Raw genomic sequence first — 15,842 nt, forward strand, 5'->3', positions numbered from 1 at the left:
TTGACGTTTTCGATACAACGGCAATGCGCTCCCATGATTGATATCCAACTCCTCCGTAAAGACATCGCCAACGTCGCCGCGCGACTGGCCACCCGCAAGTACCTGCTCGATGTGGACGCGTTCAACGCGCTCGAGTCGGAACGCAAGGCGATCCAGACGCGCACCGAGGAACTGCAGGGCAAGCGCAATTCGCAGTCCAAGCTGATCGGCATGATGAAGGGCAAGGGCGAAGACACCACCGCGCTGATGGCCGAAGTCTCGGGCCTCGGCGATGAACTCAAGGCCAACGAAATCGCGCTGTCTTCGGTGCAGGCCAGGATCAGCGACTTCATGCAGGCGATCCCGAATCTGCCGCACGAGTCCGTACCACAAGGCACCGACGAGTCGGGCAACGTGGAAGTACGCAAGGTTGGCACGCCACGCACCTTCGAGTTCGCCGTGAAAGACCATGTCGATGTCGGCGCGCCGCTGGGCCTCGACTTCGACGTCGCCACCAAGCTGACCGGTTCGCGCTTCTCGGTGATGAAGGGCGGCATTGCCCGCCTGCACCGCGCGCTGGCGCAATTCATGCTCAACACCCACACCGACGAGCACGGCTACACCGAGTGCTACACGCCGTACATGGTCAACGCTGATTCGCTGCGCGGCACCGGCCAGCTGCCCAAGTTCGAGGCCGACCTGTTCTCGGTGAAAAAAGGCGGCGCCGAAGGCGAGGGCGAGAATTTCTACCTGATCCCGACCTCGGAAGTCACGCTGACCAACCTGGCCCGCGACGAAATCCTCGCTGCCGACGCGCTGCCGATGAAGATGACCGCGCACACGCCATGCTTCCGCTCGGAAGCGGGCAGCTACGGCCGCGACACTCGCGGCATGATCCGCCAGCACCAGTTCGACAAGGTGGAAATGGTGCAGGTGGTCCATCCCGACACGTCGTACGCGGTGCTCGACGAAATGGTCGGCCACGCCGAAACCATCTTGCAACGCCTGGGCCTGCCATACCGCGTAATGTCGCTGTGCACCGGCGACATGGGCTTTGGCGCCACCAAGACCTTCGACCTGGAAGTGTGGCTGCCGGCGCAGAACACCTACCGCGAAATTTCGTCGCTGTCGAACTGCGAAGCGTTCCAGGCACGTCGCATGCAGGCGCGTTTCCGCAATGCCCAGGGCAAGCCGGAAATGGTGCACACCCTCAACGGCTCCGGCCTGGCCGTGGGCCGCACCTTGGTGGCGGTGCTGGAAAACTACCAGCAAGCCGATGGCAGCGTCGAGATTCCGGCCGTGCTGCGTCCGTACATGGGCGGCCTGACCCACCTGAAAGCAGCCTGACAGTGGGCTAAAAAAAGGCCTTCCATTTTCCGGAAGGCCTGCTATAATCTTGCCTTCTCGCAGCGACACGTCAGTGTCAGCGGCAAGAAAAGGAGAGGTGGCAGAGTGGTCGAATGTACTTGACTCGAAATCAAGCGATGGGGCAACCCATCCGTGGGTTCGAATCCCACCCTCTCCGCCAAAGATGTGAGAGAACCCGCTTCGGCGGGTTTTTTCTTTTCTGCGGCCAAAATCAGGATAAACAGTTTGCAAAAAGTTTGCACCGGCAGGTGTGGTTGGCTCTTCCGTTTTTGACGATGGCCTGCTATGATCCTGCCTCCGCTGGGAACAGCGGAAAGGAGAGGTGGCAGAGTGGTCGAATGTACTTGACTCGAAATCAAGCGATGGGGCAACCTATCCGTGGGTTCGAATCCCACCCTCTCCGCCAAGGATGTGAAAAAACCCGCTTCGGCGGGTTTTTTTTCGCCGGTTTATTTCTGAGCATTGAGCGCCATCGCCTGCCAGATATAACTTTCCAGCACGTCCACCGCTGGCAAGTCGGCCACGGCGGTCAGGCGCCCGAAATGACCCATCGCCTCGCCAGCCTTGTTATCGGCAGGCGCCAGCAACTCTTCGCCCTTCCAGAAGCCGAATATGCAGTGCGCCTTGAACGCCGCCATGTGGCACAACATGCCCTGGTACAGGAAGAACGGCTTGCTCCACTTGATGGTTTCCGCCACGTCCGGACAAGCCTGGTGCACCACCGCGCGCAGGTGGAGCAGAATGGGCTGGGCAAACGCGGCCGAGTTGGCGATGTAGGTATCGATTCGAGGGTCGAGGGCAGGCATCGGAAGCTCCGCGATGAGGGTAACTCATCAAGATACCATGGCCAGCTAACGTGGCAGTGCTGCCTGCAGTCCGCAAACATATCAGTGTGTGCTCACGGCGAAATCACCGCCCCCACCGTGTCTAGCGTACCGCTCACCAGCTGGGTGGTTACCCGGGCCCGGTTCAGCAGGATATCTGCCATCCACAGCGCCGTTGCCAGCAGGTAGCCGCTATACGCCCAGCTCGTGTACTGGTTGAATACGACTGTGTGCAGCCAGTTCTGGTTGAACAGGTACAGGCCAGCCGTGATGGCGACCGCCAGCGTCAGGGTCACGGCCGGCAGCAGCAATTGCAGGGCGTTGCGGCCACGCAGGGCGGCAGTCAACGCCAGCACAGCAAACGCCAGCGCATTGCAGGCGGTAAAGATGCGCCACTCGCGCAGCAGCTTGGCGGTGACGTTGGCGCGCACGGTATCCACTTTAGCGGCCAGCTTGTCCTGCACCGCAGGCGGCGCCATCCGGCGCCACGCATCGTAGGCGCCGCGCGCCGCCGCTTTAGTTGCGCTCTCCGCTCTTTGCGCCTGTTCAGGATGGGGCAGGGCGGCTGCGTGTTGGCCGATCTGGCGCTCAACCTGCAGCGCGATCGCCTGGTTCAGTCCCGCCGCCACCAACTGCGGCTGGGCAAACGAAAGCAACCAGGCCAGTGCGAACAGCAACATGCCAGCCAGGCCAAATCCGATCAGTGTGCGTTTCATGTTGCGTCCAGGAGTGGAAGTCGGGCCATTGTAGGGCCGTCCCTACCGCAACCACCGACGTATGCGACGTGCTGCAAGATAGCGCACCCGGGCCGTCACCGGCTGCGACGAACGCAGCGTCGTGCTAGACTCGGGCGTTACACATCCTGTCCGTTTGCCATGTCCGCGCTCGTCCCTCCCTTTGTCGATATCGATCTGCGCAGCTACGGCCAGCGCTGGGGCGCCGATCGCCACGCGTTTGCGCAACTGGTGTTGCCGGTCGCTGGCGTGGTGGAGGTCGAGGTGCTGGGTCGCCAGGCCAGGCTCGATCCGCTGCATGGCGCGGTGGTGGTGGCCGGCGCCTGGCATGCCCAGCGCAGCGATACCGACAACCGCTCCGTCATCCTCGATTTCGACCAGGCCGAACTGGAAGAGCCGGGCCGCCAGTTGCTGCTGGAGCGGCCGTTCGCGGCGATCGGCCCCGCCGCGCGCAAGCTGATCGAATTCATGTACCTGATGGCCGGGCAGCAGGCCGTGCAGCCGGCCATGTTGCGCGGCTGGACGCCGCTATTGCTCGACACCCTGGCGCTCGGTGTGCCGAGCGCGCGCTCACGCCTGTCGGCCTTGCTGGCGCAGGTGGCGGCCAATCCCGGCGCGGCGTGGACGATGGAGTCGATGGCGGCCACGGCGCGCCTGAGCACCAGCCGCCTGCACGCGCTGTTCCGCGAAGAGCTCGAGTCCAGCCCGCACCTGTGGCTGCTGCGCCAGCGCCTGGACCTGGCGTGCACGCTGCTGGCCGAAGGCAGCCGGCCGATTGCCGAGGTGGCGCTGGCATGCGGCTTTTCCGAGCAGAGCGCGCTCACCCGCGCCATGCGCACGCATCTCGATACCACGCCCGCCGCCTATCGTCGCAGTCGCCAGGAGCTGGCGTCAACAAAGCAGTAGCCAGCGCCAAGCTTTTCATCACGCCAGCACGGAGAATCAACTCTTTCGGGAGGATCTCCATGCTACTCAACAATCATCGACTCGGTATAGCCGCCGGCGTGCTCGCTTGTGCCCTGTGGGGACTGGTGTTCCTGGCACCCGAGCTCACACCTGGCTTCACGCCGATGCAACTGTCGGCCGGCCGCTACCTGGCCTACGGGCTGGTGGCGGCGCTGCTGATCGGACCAGGCTGGCGCCGCCTGCTTGGCCGCCTGGCGTTGCGCGAATGGCGCGGATTGCTATGGCTGGCGCTCACCGGCAACCTGGTCTATTACGTGCTGCTGGCCAAGGCGGTGCAGGCCGGCGGCGTAGCCATGACGTCGCTGGTGATCGGGCTGCTGCCGGTGATCGTGACGGTGGTGGGCGCACGCGACCGCCACGCGGTGCCGCTGCGGCGCCTGCTGCCTTCGCTGACGCTGAGCATGGCGGGATTGCTGTGCATCAGCTGGGAAGCGCTGGCCGCACCGGGCAGCCAATCGACCCTGGGCCTGCTGTGCGCGCTGGGCGCGTTGCTGTCGTGGACCACTTACGTGGTGGCCAACAGTCGCTGGCTGGGACGGTTGCAGCATCTGTCCGCGCATGAATGGAGCTTGCTGACCGGTTTGGTCACCGGCGCGCTGGCGCTGCTGCTGGCAGTGCCGGCGTTCGTGCTGGCCGGGCCGGGCGTCGAACATGGTACGTCGGGCTGGCTGATGTTTGTCGGCATCGTCACTGGTGTGGCGGTGCTGTGCTCGGTGATCGGCAACGGCCTGTGGAACGTTGCCAGCCGCACGCTGCCGTTGACCATGACGGGCCAGTTGATCGTGTTCGAGACCGTGTTTGCGGTGCTGTACGGTTTTATGTGGGAGCAGCGCTGGCCCACGATGGCCGAGGGCGCGGCGCTGCTGTTGCTGCTCGGTGGCGTCGCGCTATGCGCGCAGGCGCACCGGCCGCAGCGCGCGGCCACCAAGGCCCCGCACCAGCTGCCGGCCTGAAACAGTTACAGCGAAGGGCGGCTGCCTTCCATCGACAGCGGCGGGATCATGGCGGGCGGGATCTCGTCGATCTCGTCCTTGCGGGCCTGGATTTGTTCGCCCAGGGCCACCAGGTCGATGCCGGCCTTCTTCGCCATCGGGAACATTTCCTCTTCCTCTTCCTTGACGTGGTGGTCGATGTATTCGCCCAGCACTTTCACCTTGGCGTCGTACAGGTCGTCGTGCGGATCCATGGCGTGGATTTGCGCAATCAGGTCCTTGGCGGACGCGTGTTCCACCGTCGCTTCATCGACCAGGTCGTCGGCATCGTCGACGTCCTCGCGCACGGCCGGGTAAAAGATTTCCTCTTCCGCTATCGCGTGCTTGGTCAATTCCAGGCAAATCTTTTCTGCGAGCTTTTGCTTGCTGGCAAACGCGCGGTCACCCAGTTCCTCGTACTGCTTGAACATCGCTTTCACTTCGTCATGATCCTGCTTGAGCAAGGCGACGGCGTCGCGTGGTTTGGCTGTGCTACTCATGGCTAACTCCTTGTAGTGGTGGACCGGTAAGGGAAAGTACAGAACCCCCAGCATCGCAGATTGAGCGGAGCGGTTCCGTGCGCTGGCCCACGTCGCGCGGTAGGCACAGTCCTACTGAGCTCCGGGTCGCTGACGCCGCTGGGAACTTGCGTTCATTGCTACCATTTTTTTCATGGTTTCCTGTTTCCTGCCATCATTTCCCTCGAGAACCAAGATGAATCCGCCAACGAGTCCGCCAACGAGTCCGCCAACGAGTCCGCCAACGTCCGCCGCCAGCCTGTTTGCCTATCCACGTCCGCAACTGGTGCGTGACGACTGGACTTCGCTCAACGGCGCGTGGGAGTTCGCCTTCGACGACGAGCGCCGCCACCGCTGCGCCCGCGATGCCATTGCATGGACCCACCACATCGTGGTCCCGTTCGCACCCGAAGCGCCGGCCAGCGGCATCGGCGACCCCGGCTTTCATCCGTGCGTGTGGTACCGCCGTACGCTCGACCATATCGTCGTGGGCCAACGGGTGCTGCTGCACTTCGGCGCGGTCGATTACGCCGCCCGGGTGTGGGTCAACGACCAGCTGGTGGCCGAGCACGAAGGCGGCCACACGCCATTTACGGCAGATATCACCGACGCCCTGGTGGCAGACGGCCCGCAAGTGCTGGTGGTGCGGGCCGAGGATGATCCGGCCGACCTGGCCAAGCCGCGCGGCAAGCAGGACTGGCAACTGGCGCCGCACTCGATCTGGTATCCGCGCACCACCGGCATCTGGCAAACCGTGTGGCTGGAAAACGTCGGCCACACCTATATCGACCGGCTGCGCTGGACGCCGATCTTCGACGGCTTCGAGATCGGTTGCGAGGTGGTTACGGCCGGCCTGCAACGCAGCGGCCTGTCGGTGGAGGTGCGGCTGTGGCACGGCGAGAAACTGCTGGCCGATGACGTCTACCACCTGGTGGGGCAGGAGACCTCGCGCAAGATTGCGCTGGCCGATCCCGGCGTTGACGATTCGCGCAACGAGCTGCTGTGGAGTCCCGAGCATCCGACCCTGCTCGACGCCGAACTGGTGCTGCGCAGCGGCGACATCGTGCTCGACCACGTGCGCTCGTATACCGCGCTGCGTTCGGTCTCGATCACGCGCGACCGCCTGATGCTCAATGGCCGGCCATACCAGCTGCGCCTGGTGCTGGACCAGGGCTACTGGCCCGACACCCTGATGACCGCACCCTCGGACCAGGCGCTGCGCCACGACGTGGAACTGGCCCGGGCGATGGGTTTCAACGGCGTGCGCAAGCACCAGAAAATCGAAGACCCGCGCTACCTGTACTGGGCCGACCGGCTGGGCTTGCTGGTGTGGGAGGAAATGCCGTCGGCCTACACCTTCAGCCCGGTGGCGATGTCGCGCCTGGTGCGCGAATGGACCGAAGCGATCGAGCGCGACTACAGCCATCCGTGCGTGATCGTCTGGGTGCCGTTCAACGAATCGTGGGGCGTGCCCAACCTCACTGCCATGCAGGCCCACCGCAATGCAGTGGAAGCCTTGTACCACCTCACGCGCATGCTCGACGCTACCCGGCCGGTAATCGGCAACGACGGCTGGGAGGCATCGGCCACCGATATCCTCGGCATCCACGACTACGACGGCGACCCGCACAAGCTGCGCGACCGGTACGCGGCCGACCAGCAATCGAACACCCTGTTCGACCGCCGCCGGCCGGGTGGCCGTATTCTCACGCTCGACGGTTTTCCACACCGCGGCCAGCCGATCGTGCTCACCGAGTTCGGCGGCATCGCCTACGACGCCAGCGCGCAGCGCCATCCCACCTGGGGCTATACCCGCAGCGACAGCGCCGAAGCATTTCATGCGCTGTACCGCAAGCTGCTGCAGGTGGTCAACGAGACCGCGATGTTCAGCGGCTTTTGCTATACCCAGTTCTCCGACACGTTCCAGGAAACCAACGGCCTGCTCGACGCCAATCGCATGCCGAAAATCCCGCTCGAACAGATCAGCGCCGCCACCCGCAACCTTGCCGAGACAGGCACACCATAACTACCAGGGGAGAGAACCATGCAAACCATCGTCGTCTTTTGTCACCTGCGCTGGGACTTCGTCTATCAGCGCCCGCAGCAACTGCTCAGCCGCCTGGCCCGGCACCATAACATCCTGTTCGTCGAGGAACCGGTGTTCGACGCCGGGCCGCCGCACTTGCGCACCAGCCAGCCGGCGCCCAATGTCACGGTGTGCCAGCCGCACACGCCGGTGCAGGCAACCGGGTTCCACGACGACCAGATCCCGGTGCTGCAAACCCTGCTGCAACGGCTGGCGCCCGACGGCGGGGACCCGATCGTGTGGTTCTACACGCCGATGGCGCTGCCACTGCTGGCCACCATGCAGCCGGCGCTGGTGGTGTACGACTGCATGGACGAATTGTCGGCGTTCAAGAACCCGCCGCGCCAGCTGCTGCAACGCGAGAGCGCCTTGCTGGCACTGGCCGACCTGGTCTTTACCGGCGGCCCCAGCCTGTATGAAGCCAAGCGTCACCGTCACGCCAGCGTCCATTGCTTGCCAAGCAGCGTCGATACTGCGCACTTCGAGCAGGCCCTCGAGCGCGGCAACAGCCACCGGCTGCAAGCGGCAATTTCCGGGCCGCGCCTGGGCTTTTATGGTGTGATCGACGAGCGCTTCGACACCGCGCTGATTGCCGCCATGGCCGACGCCCACCCCGAATGGCACATCGTACTGGTGGGACCGGTGGTCAAGATCGACCCGGCCGCGCTGCCGCAGCGCCCCAATATCCACTACCTGGGCCAGCAGTCGTACCAGGCCTTGCCGCATTTCCTGGCCGGCTGGGACGTGTGCCTGCTGCCATTCGCACTCAACGAAGCTACGCGCTTCATCAGCCCCACCAAGGTGCTCGAATACATGGCCGCCGAATTACCTGTGGTAAGCACGGCGATCACCGACGTGGTGCAGCCCTACGGCGACGTCGTCGTCATCGGCCGCGACCACGGCGAGTTCATCGCCTGCTGCCAGGCGGCGCTGGCGCTCACGCCAGCCCAGCGGGCCGACATGGCGGCGCACATGCGGGCGGTGGCCTGCCGCAGTTCCTGGGACGATACGGCCGAGCGCATGGATGCATTGATGGCGGCCGTGCCGGCCAATCGCAGCCGCGTGCAGGAAAGCGACGACGGTGCAATGGTCCCATCCGGCAAAACGCGCCCGGTCAACCCCTTGCGCGTGGTACGCCGGCCAGCCAGATCGGCTGCCTGAACATCGATCAGGCGCCTTTGGCGGGCCGCAAGGCGGCCGAGGTGGTGCGGTCGAGTAGCGATGCCAGCAGCGGCGACACCAAGGCCGCAGCCAGCGCCAAGGCAGCGGCCACGTAGCCCACCGCGCCCACGCCCCAGTTGGCAATGCACAAGCCGCCGATGGCAGCACCTGCCGCAATGCCGCCATTGGCTGCCGACACATTGATGGTGCCGGCGAGCGCCTGCGCGCCTTCGGCCGCCTTCATCACGCGGATCTGGCAGATCGGGTACAGCGCCGTGTTGGCCACACCCCACACGCCGAGCGCGAGCGCAAACCACGGGCTCAGGCCGGCCAGCGCGGTGGTCGCCGCCATGCCCAGCGCCAGCAGCGCGCAAAACAGGGCGGTGGTGGCCAGCGGCTTGCGGTCCACCCACAGGCCGCCGAGCCAGTTGCCGGCCAGCCCGACGGCGCCAAAGCCCATCAGCCACCAGCCCACCAGCGCCGGCGCAATGCCGGCCGATTTTTCCAGCATCTCGGCCAGGTACGTATAACCGGTAAACATGGCGGTAAACACCAGCACCGACAGCGCCACGTTGGCCAGGAAATACGGGCGCTTGAGCACGGCCGCCTGGGCGCGCAATGGCACGGCTTCGGCCGATTTGACGGCCGGCATACTGACCAACATCAGCACCGCAATGATGGTCGACAGCGCCGCCAGCAAGGCGAACGCGCCGCGCCAGCCGATGGCGTCCGCCGCCAGCGTGCCGAGTGGAATGCCGAACAACATCGCCGCCGAAATCCCGAGATACACGGTGGACACTGCGCGGCCGCTGTTGCCGGGACCGGCGATCTGCGCGGCCGTGTCGCTGGCCGTGCCCCAGAATACCGGCAGCGCCAGCGCCGGCAGCAGCCGCGCTACGCCCAGCACCCAGATATTCGGCGCCACGGCCGCCAGCGCATTGGCGCCGGCAAACAGCGCCAGGATGGCGATGAACAGGCGCTTGCGGTCGATGTGGGCGAGGGCGGCGGTCAGGAACGGTCCGGCCACCATCACCACCACGGCAAACAGCGTGACCAGCTGGCCGGCGCTGGCGACCGGAATCTTCAGGTCGCGCGCCAGCGCTGGCAGCAGGCCGACGATCAAGAATTCTGTCGTGACGATGATGAAGGCGGCAATCGCCAGGATGGCAATCGAGGCCTTGGAAGAAGAATTAGTCATGGCTTGTTCTTATGATAAACAGGGGGATATGATATAAGAGAAAAATATTCCACTGTTGGACAAGAATTCCATACTATTCAAGAAAGATATTCCCGTGCACCCCACCGAGCGCTTAAAAGGCATCGCCACCTTTGTTGCCGTTGCAGAGGCCGGCAGTTTTACCGCCGCCGCCCAGCGCCTCAGTCTGACCAACTCGGCAGTGGGCAAGGCCATCGCCCGGCTCGAAGAACGGCTGGGCAGCCGGCTGTTCGAGCGCAGCACGCGCCGCCTGCGCCTGACCGACGCCGGCCATGCCTACCACCAGGTGTGCGTGCGGGTGCTGGAAGACCTGGAAGCGGCCGAGCGCGTGCTGACCGCCGACGACGCCGTGCCGTCCGGGCGCTTGCGGGTGGACTTGCCGGCCACGTTCGGCCGGCTGCGCGCCTGGCCGGCACTGCTGCAGTTTGCAGGCATGCACCCGCAAGTGATGCCGCACGTCTCCTTCACAGACCGCTTCGTGGACCTGGAGGAAGAGGGCGTGGACGTGGCGGTACGTATTGGAGGGGCTGCCGGGGATGCTTGGCCGGCAGCACTCGACCATCGTGCGCTGGGCCACGAGGAACTGATCTTCTGCGCCGCGCCGTCTTACCTTGCCGCGCACGGCACGCCGACCACCAGCGCAGAATTGCTCGATCACGCGGCAGTGCTGTATGGCCGCGCCGACGGCAGCGCTTCGCCGTGGCTGCTGCGCCAGGGGCAGGGGCCGGTGATGCGCCAGCCGATGCACGGGCGCGCAGTACTGGGCAATGCCGAGGCGCTGGTGGGAGCGGTCGAGGCCGGCCTGGGCGTGGCGCAGCTGGCGACCTGGCTGGTGGCACGCCAGATCGCCGAGGGGCGGCTGGTGGCGACGTTGCCGCAGCTGACCACCCAAGGGTTGCCGCTGCACATAGTCTGGCAGCGCAGCCGCGCGCATGCGCCCAAGGTGCAGGCCCTGATCGCGCACCTGTCGACGACCCTGCATATAGGTGCCTGAGCAGGCTGTGCTCAACTTACTAGCATGAACTCAGTTTCATGTTTAGCATAAATCCGGCTTCCTGTGCGGTGCCGAACAAAAATAGAAATTACCCACAACACAATACTGTTTCTTTATGGAAAAATAGTTTCATCGGGGATAGCATGGCGCCCATATCGTTATCGGGGAATACCGTGCAATTTTTTAAGAATCTCAATATCGGCAAGCGGCTCAGCTTGTCGCTAGCGCTGCTCGGCGTGCTACTGTTGCTCATTTCGGGCACCAGCGTTCACATGCTGGGCAAAATCAATCAGAACACGACCGACCTGGTCGAGGTCAATATCGCCGAACTGGAGATGTCGAACGACCTGATCGACAACGTCAACAATATCGCCATCGCCCTGCGCAACATGATGTTGACCGACAAGGACACCGACCGTGCCACCCAGCGCCAGGTCATCGAGACCAACATGGATGGCTCGCGCAAGGTGATCGCCAGGCTGACCGGCGTGTCGCTGCCGCAGGACCGCGCCGGTCTGGCGCGCATCGAGGTGGCGAATGGCCGCTACATCCAGGGCCAGATCGCGCTGATCAAGCTGATCGAGACCGGCACGCCCGAGCAAAGCCGCGCCTACCTGTCCGAGCAGCTGCGCCCGGTATTGAACGACCTCAAGGACCTGGTCAACGCCAAGCTCAAGGCGCAGAACAACGCCGCCAAACAGGCCGGACTGGACGCCCACCACACCTATCAAGCCACCCGCACCCTGATGATCGCCTTGTCGGCGGCAGCCGTGGCGCTCGGTGCGCTGCTGGCTTTTGTGCTGACGGTGTCGATTACCCGACCGGTCGCGCGCGCGCTGGTGGTGGCCAACACGGTGGCCGCCGGCGACCTGACCAGCGTGATCGTAATCGACAGCCGCGACGAAATGGGCCAGTTGCTCGAAGCGCTCAAGCGCATGAACGACGGCCTGGCCGAGACCGTGAGCACGGTGCGCAGCGGTACCGACAACATCGCCATGTCCGCCAGCGAAGTGGCGGCGGGCAGCATGGACCTGTCCGCCCGCACCGAACAGCAGGCCAGCTCGCTGGAAGAAACCGCCTCGTCGATGGAGGAACTCACGTCCACCGTCAAGCAGAACGCCGACAACGCGCGCCAGGCCCACAAGCTGGCTGAATCAGCCTCGCTCATCGCCCATCGCGGCGGCGACGTCATTACCCGGGTGGTGGCCACCATGGAGCAGATCAACCAGTCGTCGGACAAGATCGGCGACATCATCGGCGTGATCGACGGCATCGCCTTCCAGACCAACATCCTGGCGCTGAACGCGGCCGTCGAGGCGGCCCGTGCCGGTGAACAGGGCCGGGGCTTCGCGGTGGTGGCCACCGAAGTGCGCAACCTGGCGCAGCGCTCGGCTGCCGCCGCCAGGGAAATCAAGGGCCTGATCGACGTCTCGTCGAGCACCGTGGCCAGCGGCAGCGCGCTGGTGAACCAGGCCGGCGACACCATGACCGAGCTGGTCGATAGCGTGCGCCGCGTGACCGACATCGTCTCCGAGATCACCGCCGCCAGCGTCGAACAGCACGCCAGCCTCGAGCAGATCAACCAGGCTGTTACGGAGATGGACGACGTCACCCAGCAGAACGCCGCGCTGGTCGAGCAATCGGCTGCCGCTGCTGCCGCCATGCAGAGCCAGTCGCAGCAGCTGGCGCAGGTGGTCAGCGCGTTCAAGCTGCGCGCCGGTTCGTCTTCGGTAGCCGTGACGCCACGCGCTGCGTCTTGCCGCGCTGAGCGGGCAGTGGTCAATATGCCCTAGCCACTGGCAATGACTTTATTGTCATCACCGGCTACCATGGTCCCGAGACAGCACAATTGACGGGAGAGACCATGAAAGTTGCGGTATATAGCGCGCGGCGCTACGACAAGTCACTGCTGGTGAAAGCCAACGAGCAAGCCGGCCACACGCTGCGCTTCCTGGAAGACCGCCTGACCGCCGCCACGGCTGCGCTGGCCGAAGGCTGCGGCGCCGTCTGCGTGTTCGTCAACGACACGGTGGACGCCGAAGTGCTGGCGCTGCTGGCCGCGCAAGGCTCGCGGCTGGTGGCCACCCGTTCCACCGGCTACAACCAGATCGACACGCAAGCGGCCGCGCGACTCGGCATCGCGGTGGTGCGGGTGACCGATTATTCGCCGCATTCGGTGGCCGAGTTCGCGGTGGGCCTGCTGCTGGCGGTCAACCGCAAGATCGCCCGCGCCAGCGCGCGCACGCGCGACGGCAATTTCGACCTCGACGGCCTGATGGGTTTCGATTTGCACGGCAAGACCGTGGGTGTGATCGGCACCGGCAAGATCGGCACCATTTTCGCCCGCATCATGGCCGGCTTCGGCTGCACGGTGCTGGGTCACGACCGCTACCCGTCGGCGGCATTCGAGGCACTGGGCGGGCGTTACGTGGAAGTGGATGAGCTGCTCGCTTGCAGCGACGTGGTGTCGCTGCATTGCCCGCTGACCGACGACACGCGCCATATCGTCAATGCGCAGTCGCTGGCGCGGGCCAAGCGCGGTAGCGTGCTGGTCAACACCAGCCGTGGCGGCCTGATCGACACCGACGCCGCCATTCAGGCGCTCAAGACGGGCCAGCTGGGCGGCCTGGCGATCGACGTCTATGAACAGGAAGCGAACCTGTTCTTCCAGGATTTATCATCGACCATCATCTGCGACGACGTGATCCAGCGCCTGGTGTCGTTCCCCAACGTTATCGTCACCGGCCACCAGGCCTTTTTCACGGTGGAAGCGATCGGCCAGATCATGCGCACCACCATCGAGAGCATTACCGCTTTCGAGCGTGGGGAAGAGCTGGTCAACCGCGTGCCGGAACATTAACGTAGCTTACTTGCCTTCGCCGCAGCACTTCTTGTACTTCTTGCCGCTGCCGCAAGGGCAGGGATCGTTGCGTCCCACCTTGGCGGCCTTGGCTGGCGCGGGCGGATGGAAGTGGGAGTGGATGCGGATCACCGATGGCGTCACCGCCTCGTCCCAGTCGTCGCCCGCGCGCGCGAACGGCGCCAGCAAGGCCGGTTCGGCGGCGCGCAGGGCGTCCCAGCCGGCGGGGGCCAGTTGCATGCCCGCCTCGAAGCCAGCGGTCCACGCTTGCGCCGTCCAGGCGCCGCCGCATTCGTAGATCGGCTCGAAACTGGCCGGGTCTTTTTGCATCCAGGTACGCATGTATTGCTCGTGGCGCAGCACCAGCACGGTGGCGGCTTCGACTGCCTTGGCGTCGGCGGGCGCAGTGTCGCCCCACACCAGCGGCAGCCACGCTTCGCGGGCAATGTCGCCGGGGCCGATCACCAGCGCCGTCAGCAAGCCTTCGAGTCCGGCCACGTCCAGCGCCTGCGGCGAGATCACGGCCAGCAGGTCGTCGAGTTGGTCGTATTCGTCATCATTGAGCGGGGTGTTGAGCATGGCGGCAATCCAGGGTGGCGGCTAATCGAGCCGCCATTGTAACCGCTGCCCACGGGCGTCTAAGGGGTGATCTTGGGCTGGAGCGCAGCAGGGAGCGCCGGCTGGTCCACCACCAGCACATGTCGGTCCACGGCGCCCGACTGACCCTGTTCCTGCTTGATGATCTTGACCGCGACGGGCCGGTTGTCGCCCACGGGTTGGGGATGTCTTGGAAACAGCACGGTCACTCCTGAGTATGTTCAGAAGCGCAAATGGGCATACATTTCAAAATTGCAAGAACGTAACAAGCAATGATTTGGATGGCCGGGCGTGCGATGGCGCACCAAGAAATGGGGCTGCATGGCCGAGAATGGCGGTATTCACGAGGAGAGCACCATGCCAGCCATGACCAATACCCCAGCCGAGTTGCGCGCCCACATCACCCCGGACCCGGACGTGCCGCCACCGCCGCCAGAAAAAGAGCCGCCGCCGGACAACACGCCGCTGCCCGAGGAGCCGCCGATCGAAGAGCCTACTCCCAAGCAGCCACCGATGAAGGTTTAAGGTTTGGCGGGCGCCGCCTTGCCGTCTTCCGGCAACGGCGGAATGCTCTTGATGGCTTCGTCGGTCTCCTGCTTGCCGGGCGAAGGTTCGCCGCTGCCGATGTCGGCTTCCTCGGTCAGGTGTTCGGCGTCCTGCGCCGGATCGCGGCCGGTAGTGCCTGGTTTGCCAGCTTGATTCATAGGGTCTCCCGTTGGTGTGCGTTGATTGGTCATGGCAGCGTAGCACTTCCATCCCAGGCCTGGCGCACGCGCCGGACGGGCGGGAAAACCACAGAAAGCATGACGGTTGTTGCTCTCCAGTTACAAAATTTTATATTTCTACAGTGCGTCACACTGCTGTCATCGAAGTGTTTCTATAATTTAGTCAGATCATCGTTTTTCATAACGGAGAGCATCATGGGCAATTCCCTGCACAACAAAATCTACCTCGGCCGCCGTAGCATTGCCCTGGGCACCAAGCGCGTACAGGCACTGCTGTGCATAGCGGCGTTTGCCAGCATCGGCGCGGTCTGGCTGCTGATCCGCGCACTGTAAGCGCCATGCCTGCGGACGCTGCAGGGCCATGCGCCTTGCGGTGGTGCCGTGGTGCGCGTACCATGGGGGCCGCAGCAGTCTCTCATGGAAAAAATGGCAATGAAGAACGACAAATTAACGCAAGACGAATACAACGCGCTCGATGAAATCAAGGCTGGCGTCAAGACCGAGCGCTACAGCGCTTGCGTGGGCCGCAATACCAAGCGCCTGGCAGGCCTGAAATTGTTCAGCGTTGCCCGCAACGGCCGTATCTCCCTCACCGACAAGGGTGAGCAGACCTTGTTCCTGCGCCGCTGCATCCTGGCGCTGCGCGCGATTGCCGCCGACGGCGCCAGCCCGATCGGCGCCGACGTGGCCCTGTTCCTCGGTAAAAAATCCCACATCGTCCCGCGTGCCGAAGGCGGCTTCGAAATTTCCGACAAGGGCCGTGAATCGCTGGCCGATATCGAGCAGCAAGGCCTGTAACAAACAACGATCATCGAAAACGCTCCGCTGGGGCGTTTTTTTTTG

Annotated in this window: 18 protein-coding genes and 2 tRNA genes; 13 read left to right on the forward strand and 7 right to left on the reverse strand. The window is 64.3% G+C overall.

Features of this window, described 5'->3' with window-relative positions:
* The first annotated feature begins 33 nt into the window (after nt 1-33).
* The 3 genes from serS to DUPY_RS24160 all read left to right on the forward strand — a co-directional run bounded on the left by serS (nt 34) and on the right by DUPY_RS24160 (nt 1,753).
* On the forward strand, nt 34-1,326 hold the full coding sequence (serS, locus tag DUPY_RS24150; RefSeq protein WP_070251697.1) for a serine--tRNA ligase: 1,293 nt from the start codon (nt 34-36) through the stop codon (nt 1,324-1,326).
* Between the two features lie 91 nt (nt 1,327-1,417).
* Nucleotides 1,418-1,507 (forward strand) — tRNA-Ser (locus DUPY_RS24155).
* Between the two features lie 156 nt (nt 1,508-1,663).
* Nucleotides 1,664-1,753, forward strand: a tRNA-Ser gene (locus DUPY_RS24160).
* Nucleotides 1,754-1,796: 43 nt separating this feature from the next.
* On the opposite strand, the gene DUPY_RS24165 is transcribed toward DUPY_RS24160, so the two are convergent.
* Nucleotides 1,797-2,153: a DUF1801 domain-containing protein gene (locus DUPY_RS24165; protein ID WP_070251698.1), complete on the reverse strand. Its 357-nt coding sequence runs from the start codon at nt 2,151-2,153 to the stop codon at nt 1,797-1,799.
* A 92-nt stretch (nt 2,154-2,245) separates the two neighbouring features.
* Nucleotides 2,246-2,887, reverse strand: coding sequence for a hypothetical protein (locus tag DUPY_RS24170; protein WP_070251699.1), 642 nt, complete (start codon nt 2,885-2,887; stop codon nt 2,246-2,248).
* Nucleotides 2,888-3,046: 159 nt separating this feature from the next.
* On the opposite strand from DUPY_RS24170, the gene DUPY_RS24175 reads away from it, so the two are divergent.
* Nucleotides 3,047-3,811 (forward strand): AraC family transcriptional regulator, encoded by a 765-nt coding sequence (locus DUPY_RS24175; protein ID WP_070251700.1) that lies wholly within the window; start codon nt 3,047-3,049, stop codon nt 3,809-3,811.
* A 59-nt stretch (nt 3,812-3,870) separates the two neighbouring features.
* Entirely contained in the window at nt 3,871-4,824 is a 954-nt protein-coding gene (locus DUPY_RS24180) for a DMT family transporter (protein WP_070251701.1), read from the forward strand.
* Between the two features lie 5 nt (nt 4,825-4,829).
* Here the strand turns inward: DUPY_RS24180 and DUPY_RS24185 are convergent, their stop codons facing one another.
* Nucleotides 4,830-5,342, reverse strand: coding sequence for a hemerythrin domain-containing protein (locus DUPY_RS24185; protein ID WP_070251702.1), 513 nt, complete (start codon nt 5,340-5,342; stop codon nt 4,830-4,832).
* 214 nt (nt 5,343-5,556) lie between these two features.
* Between DUPY_RS24185 and DUPY_RS24190 the strand changes: the two genes are divergently transcribed.
* The gene (locus DUPY_RS24190) at nt 5,557-7,386 is read left to right on the forward strand and encodes a glycoside hydrolase family 2 protein (RefSeq protein WP_084640879.1); all 1,830 of its coding nucleotides are present in this window, start codon (nt 5,557-5,559) and stop codon (nt 7,384-7,386) included.
* 18 nt (nt 7,387-7,404) lie between these two features.
* Entirely contained in the window at nt 7,405-8,607 is a 1,203-nt protein-coding gene (locus DUPY_RS24195; RefSeq protein ID WP_070251704.1) for a glycosyltransferase, read from the forward strand.
* Between the two features lie 7 nt (nt 8,608-8,614).
* Here the strand turns inward: DUPY_RS24195 and DUPY_RS24200 are convergent, their stop codons facing one another.
* On the reverse strand, nt 8,615-9,805 hold the full coding sequence (locus tag DUPY_RS24200) for an MFS transporter (protein ID WP_070251705.1): 1,191 nt from the start codon (nt 9,803-9,805) through the stop codon (nt 8,615-8,617).
* A 94-nt stretch (nt 9,806-9,899) separates the two neighbouring features.
* Between DUPY_RS24200 and DUPY_RS24205 the strand changes: the two genes are divergently transcribed.
* The 3 genes from DUPY_RS24205 (at nt 9,900) to DUPY_RS24215 (ending at nt 13,677) form a co-directional block, all read left to right on the forward strand.
* On the forward strand, nt 9,900-10,817 hold the full coding sequence (locus DUPY_RS24205; RefSeq protein ID WP_070251821.1) for a LysR family transcriptional regulator: 918 nt from the start codon (nt 9,900-9,902) through the stop codon (nt 10,815-10,817).
* 173 nt (nt 10,818-10,990) lie between these two features.
* Nucleotides 10,991-12,610 carry a methyl-accepting chemotaxis protein gene (locus DUPY_RS29125; RefSeq protein WP_275531541.1) on the forward strand — a complete coding sequence of 540 codons (1,620 nt, stop codon included), beginning with the start codon at nt 10,991-10,993 and terminating at the stop codon, nt 12,608-12,610.
* A gap of 71 nt (nt 12,611-12,681) precedes the next feature.
* A complete protein-coding gene (locus tag DUPY_RS24215) occupies nt 12,682-13,677 on the forward strand; it encodes a 2-hydroxyacid dehydrogenase (RefSeq protein ID WP_070251707.1) in 996 nt (331 codons plus the stop codon).
* Nucleotides 13,678-13,683: 6 nt separating this feature from the next.
* On the opposite strand, the gene DUPY_RS24220 is transcribed toward DUPY_RS24215, so the two are convergent.
* Together DUPY_RS24220 and DUPY_RS28505 are read right to left on the reverse strand one after the other, a co-directional pair.
* Nucleotides 13,684-14,256 (reverse strand): UPF0149 family protein, encoded by a 573-nt coding sequence (locus tag DUPY_RS24220; RefSeq protein ID WP_070251708.1) that lies wholly within the window; start codon nt 14,254-14,256, stop codon nt 13,684-13,686.
* Between the two features lie 59 nt (nt 14,257-14,315).
* Nucleotides 14,316-14,477, reverse strand: coding sequence for a hypothetical protein (locus DUPY_RS28505; RefSeq protein WP_167359107.1), 162 nt, complete (start codon nt 14,475-14,477; stop codon nt 14,316-14,318).
* 163 nt (nt 14,478-14,640) lie between these two features.
* Here DUPY_RS28505 and DUPY_RS24225 point away from each other — a divergent pair, with 163 nt between their 5' ends.
* Nucleotides 14,641-14,799: a hypothetical protein gene (locus tag DUPY_RS24225; protein WP_167359109.1), complete on the forward strand. Its 159-nt coding sequence runs from the start codon at nt 14,641-14,643 to the stop codon at nt 14,797-14,799.
* On the opposite strand, the gene DUPY_RS24230 is transcribed toward DUPY_RS24225, so the two are convergent.
* A complete protein-coding gene (locus DUPY_RS24230; RefSeq protein WP_070251710.1) occupies nt 14,796-14,978 on the reverse strand; it encodes a hypothetical protein in 183 nt (60 codons plus the stop codon). The two genes, DUPY_RS24225 and DUPY_RS24230, sit on opposite strands and share 4 nt — an antisense overlap.
* A 216-nt stretch (nt 14,979-15,194) precedes the next feature.
* Between DUPY_RS24230 and DUPY_RS28510 the strand changes: the two genes are divergently transcribed.
* Together DUPY_RS28510 and DUPY_RS24235 are read left to right on the forward strand one after the other, a co-directional pair.
* Nucleotides 15,195-15,332: a hypothetical protein gene (locus DUPY_RS28510; protein ID WP_167359110.1), complete on the forward strand. Its 138-nt coding sequence runs from the start codon at nt 15,195-15,197 to the stop codon at nt 15,330-15,332.
* A gap of 99 nt (nt 15,333-15,431) precedes the next feature.
* A complete protein-coding gene (locus tag DUPY_RS24235; protein WP_070251711.1) occupies nt 15,432-15,797 on the forward strand; it encodes a hypothetical protein in 366 nt (121 codons plus the stop codon).
* The last annotated feature ends 45 nt before the right edge of the window (nt 15,798-15,842 follow it).

Source organism: Duganella phyllosphaerae (assembly GCF_001758785.1).
Lineage (GTDB): Bacteria > Pseudomonadota > Gammaproteobacteria > Burkholderiales > Burkholderiaceae_D > Rugamonas > Rugamonas phyllosphaerae.

What these genes read in the sequence shown, in the direction of transcription:
- DUPY_RS24230 (WP_070251710.1), bottom strand. Translation starts at nt 14,978, where the DNA reads ATGAATCAAGCTGGCAAACCAGGCACTACCGGCCGCGATCCGGCGCAG.
- DUPY_RS24195 (WP_070251704.1), top strand. Translation starts at nt 7,405, where the DNA reads ATGCAAACCATCGTCGTCTTTTGTCACCTGCGCTGGGACTTCGTCTAT.
- DUPY_RS28510 (WP_167359110.1), top strand. Translation starts at nt 15,195, where the DNA reads ATGGGCAATTCCCTGCACAACAAAATCTACCTCGGCCGCCGTAGCATT.
- serS (WP_070251697.1), top strand. Translation starts at nt 34, where the DNA reads ATGATTGATATCCAACTCCTCCGTAAAGACATCGCCAACGTCGCCGCG.
- DUPY_RS24185 (WP_070251702.1), bottom strand. Translation starts at nt 5,342, where the DNA reads ATGAGTAGCACAGCCAAACCACGCGACGCCGTCGCCTTGCTCAAGCAG.
- DUPY_RS24220 (WP_070251708.1), bottom strand. Translation starts at nt 14,256, where the DNA reads ATGCTCAACACCCCGCTCAATGATGACGAATACGACCAACTCGACGAC.
- DUPY_RS24235 (WP_070251711.1), top strand. Translation starts at nt 15,432, where the DNA reads ATGAAGAACGACAAATTAACGCAAGACGAATACAACGCGCTCGATGAA.
- DUPY_RS24225 (WP_167359109.1), top strand. Translation starts at nt 14,641, where the DNA reads ATGACCAATACCCCAGCCGAGTTGCGCGCCCACATCACCCCGGACCCG.
- DUPY_RS24200 (WP_070251705.1), bottom strand. Translation starts at nt 9,805, where the DNA reads ATGACTAATTCTTCTTCCAAGGCCTCGATTGCCATCCTGGCGATTGCC.
- DUPY_RS24170 (WP_070251699.1), bottom strand. Translation starts at nt 2,887, where the DNA reads ATGAAACGCACACTGATCGGATTTGGCCTGGCTGGCATGTTGCTGTTC.
- DUPY_RS24175 (WP_070251700.1), top strand. Translation starts at nt 3,047, where the DNA reads ATGTCCGCGCTCGTCCCTCCCTTTGTCGATATCGATCTGCGCAGCTAC.
- DUPY_RS24165 (WP_070251698.1), bottom strand. Translation starts at nt 2,153, where the DNA reads ATGCCTGCCCTCGACCCTCGAATCGATACCTACATCGCCAACTCGGCC.
- DUPY_RS24180 (WP_070251701.1), top strand. Translation starts at nt 3,871, where the DNA reads ATGCTACTCAACAATCATCGACTCGGTATAGCCGCCGGCGTGCTCGCT.
- DUPY_RS24215 (WP_070251707.1), top strand. Translation starts at nt 12,682, where the DNA reads ATGAAAGTTGCGGTATATAGCGCGCGGCGCTACGACAAGTCACTGCTG.
- DUPY_RS24190 (WP_084640879.1), top strand. Translation starts at nt 5,557, where the DNA reads ATGAATCCGCCAACGAGTCCGCCAACGAGTCCGCCAACGAGTCCGCCA.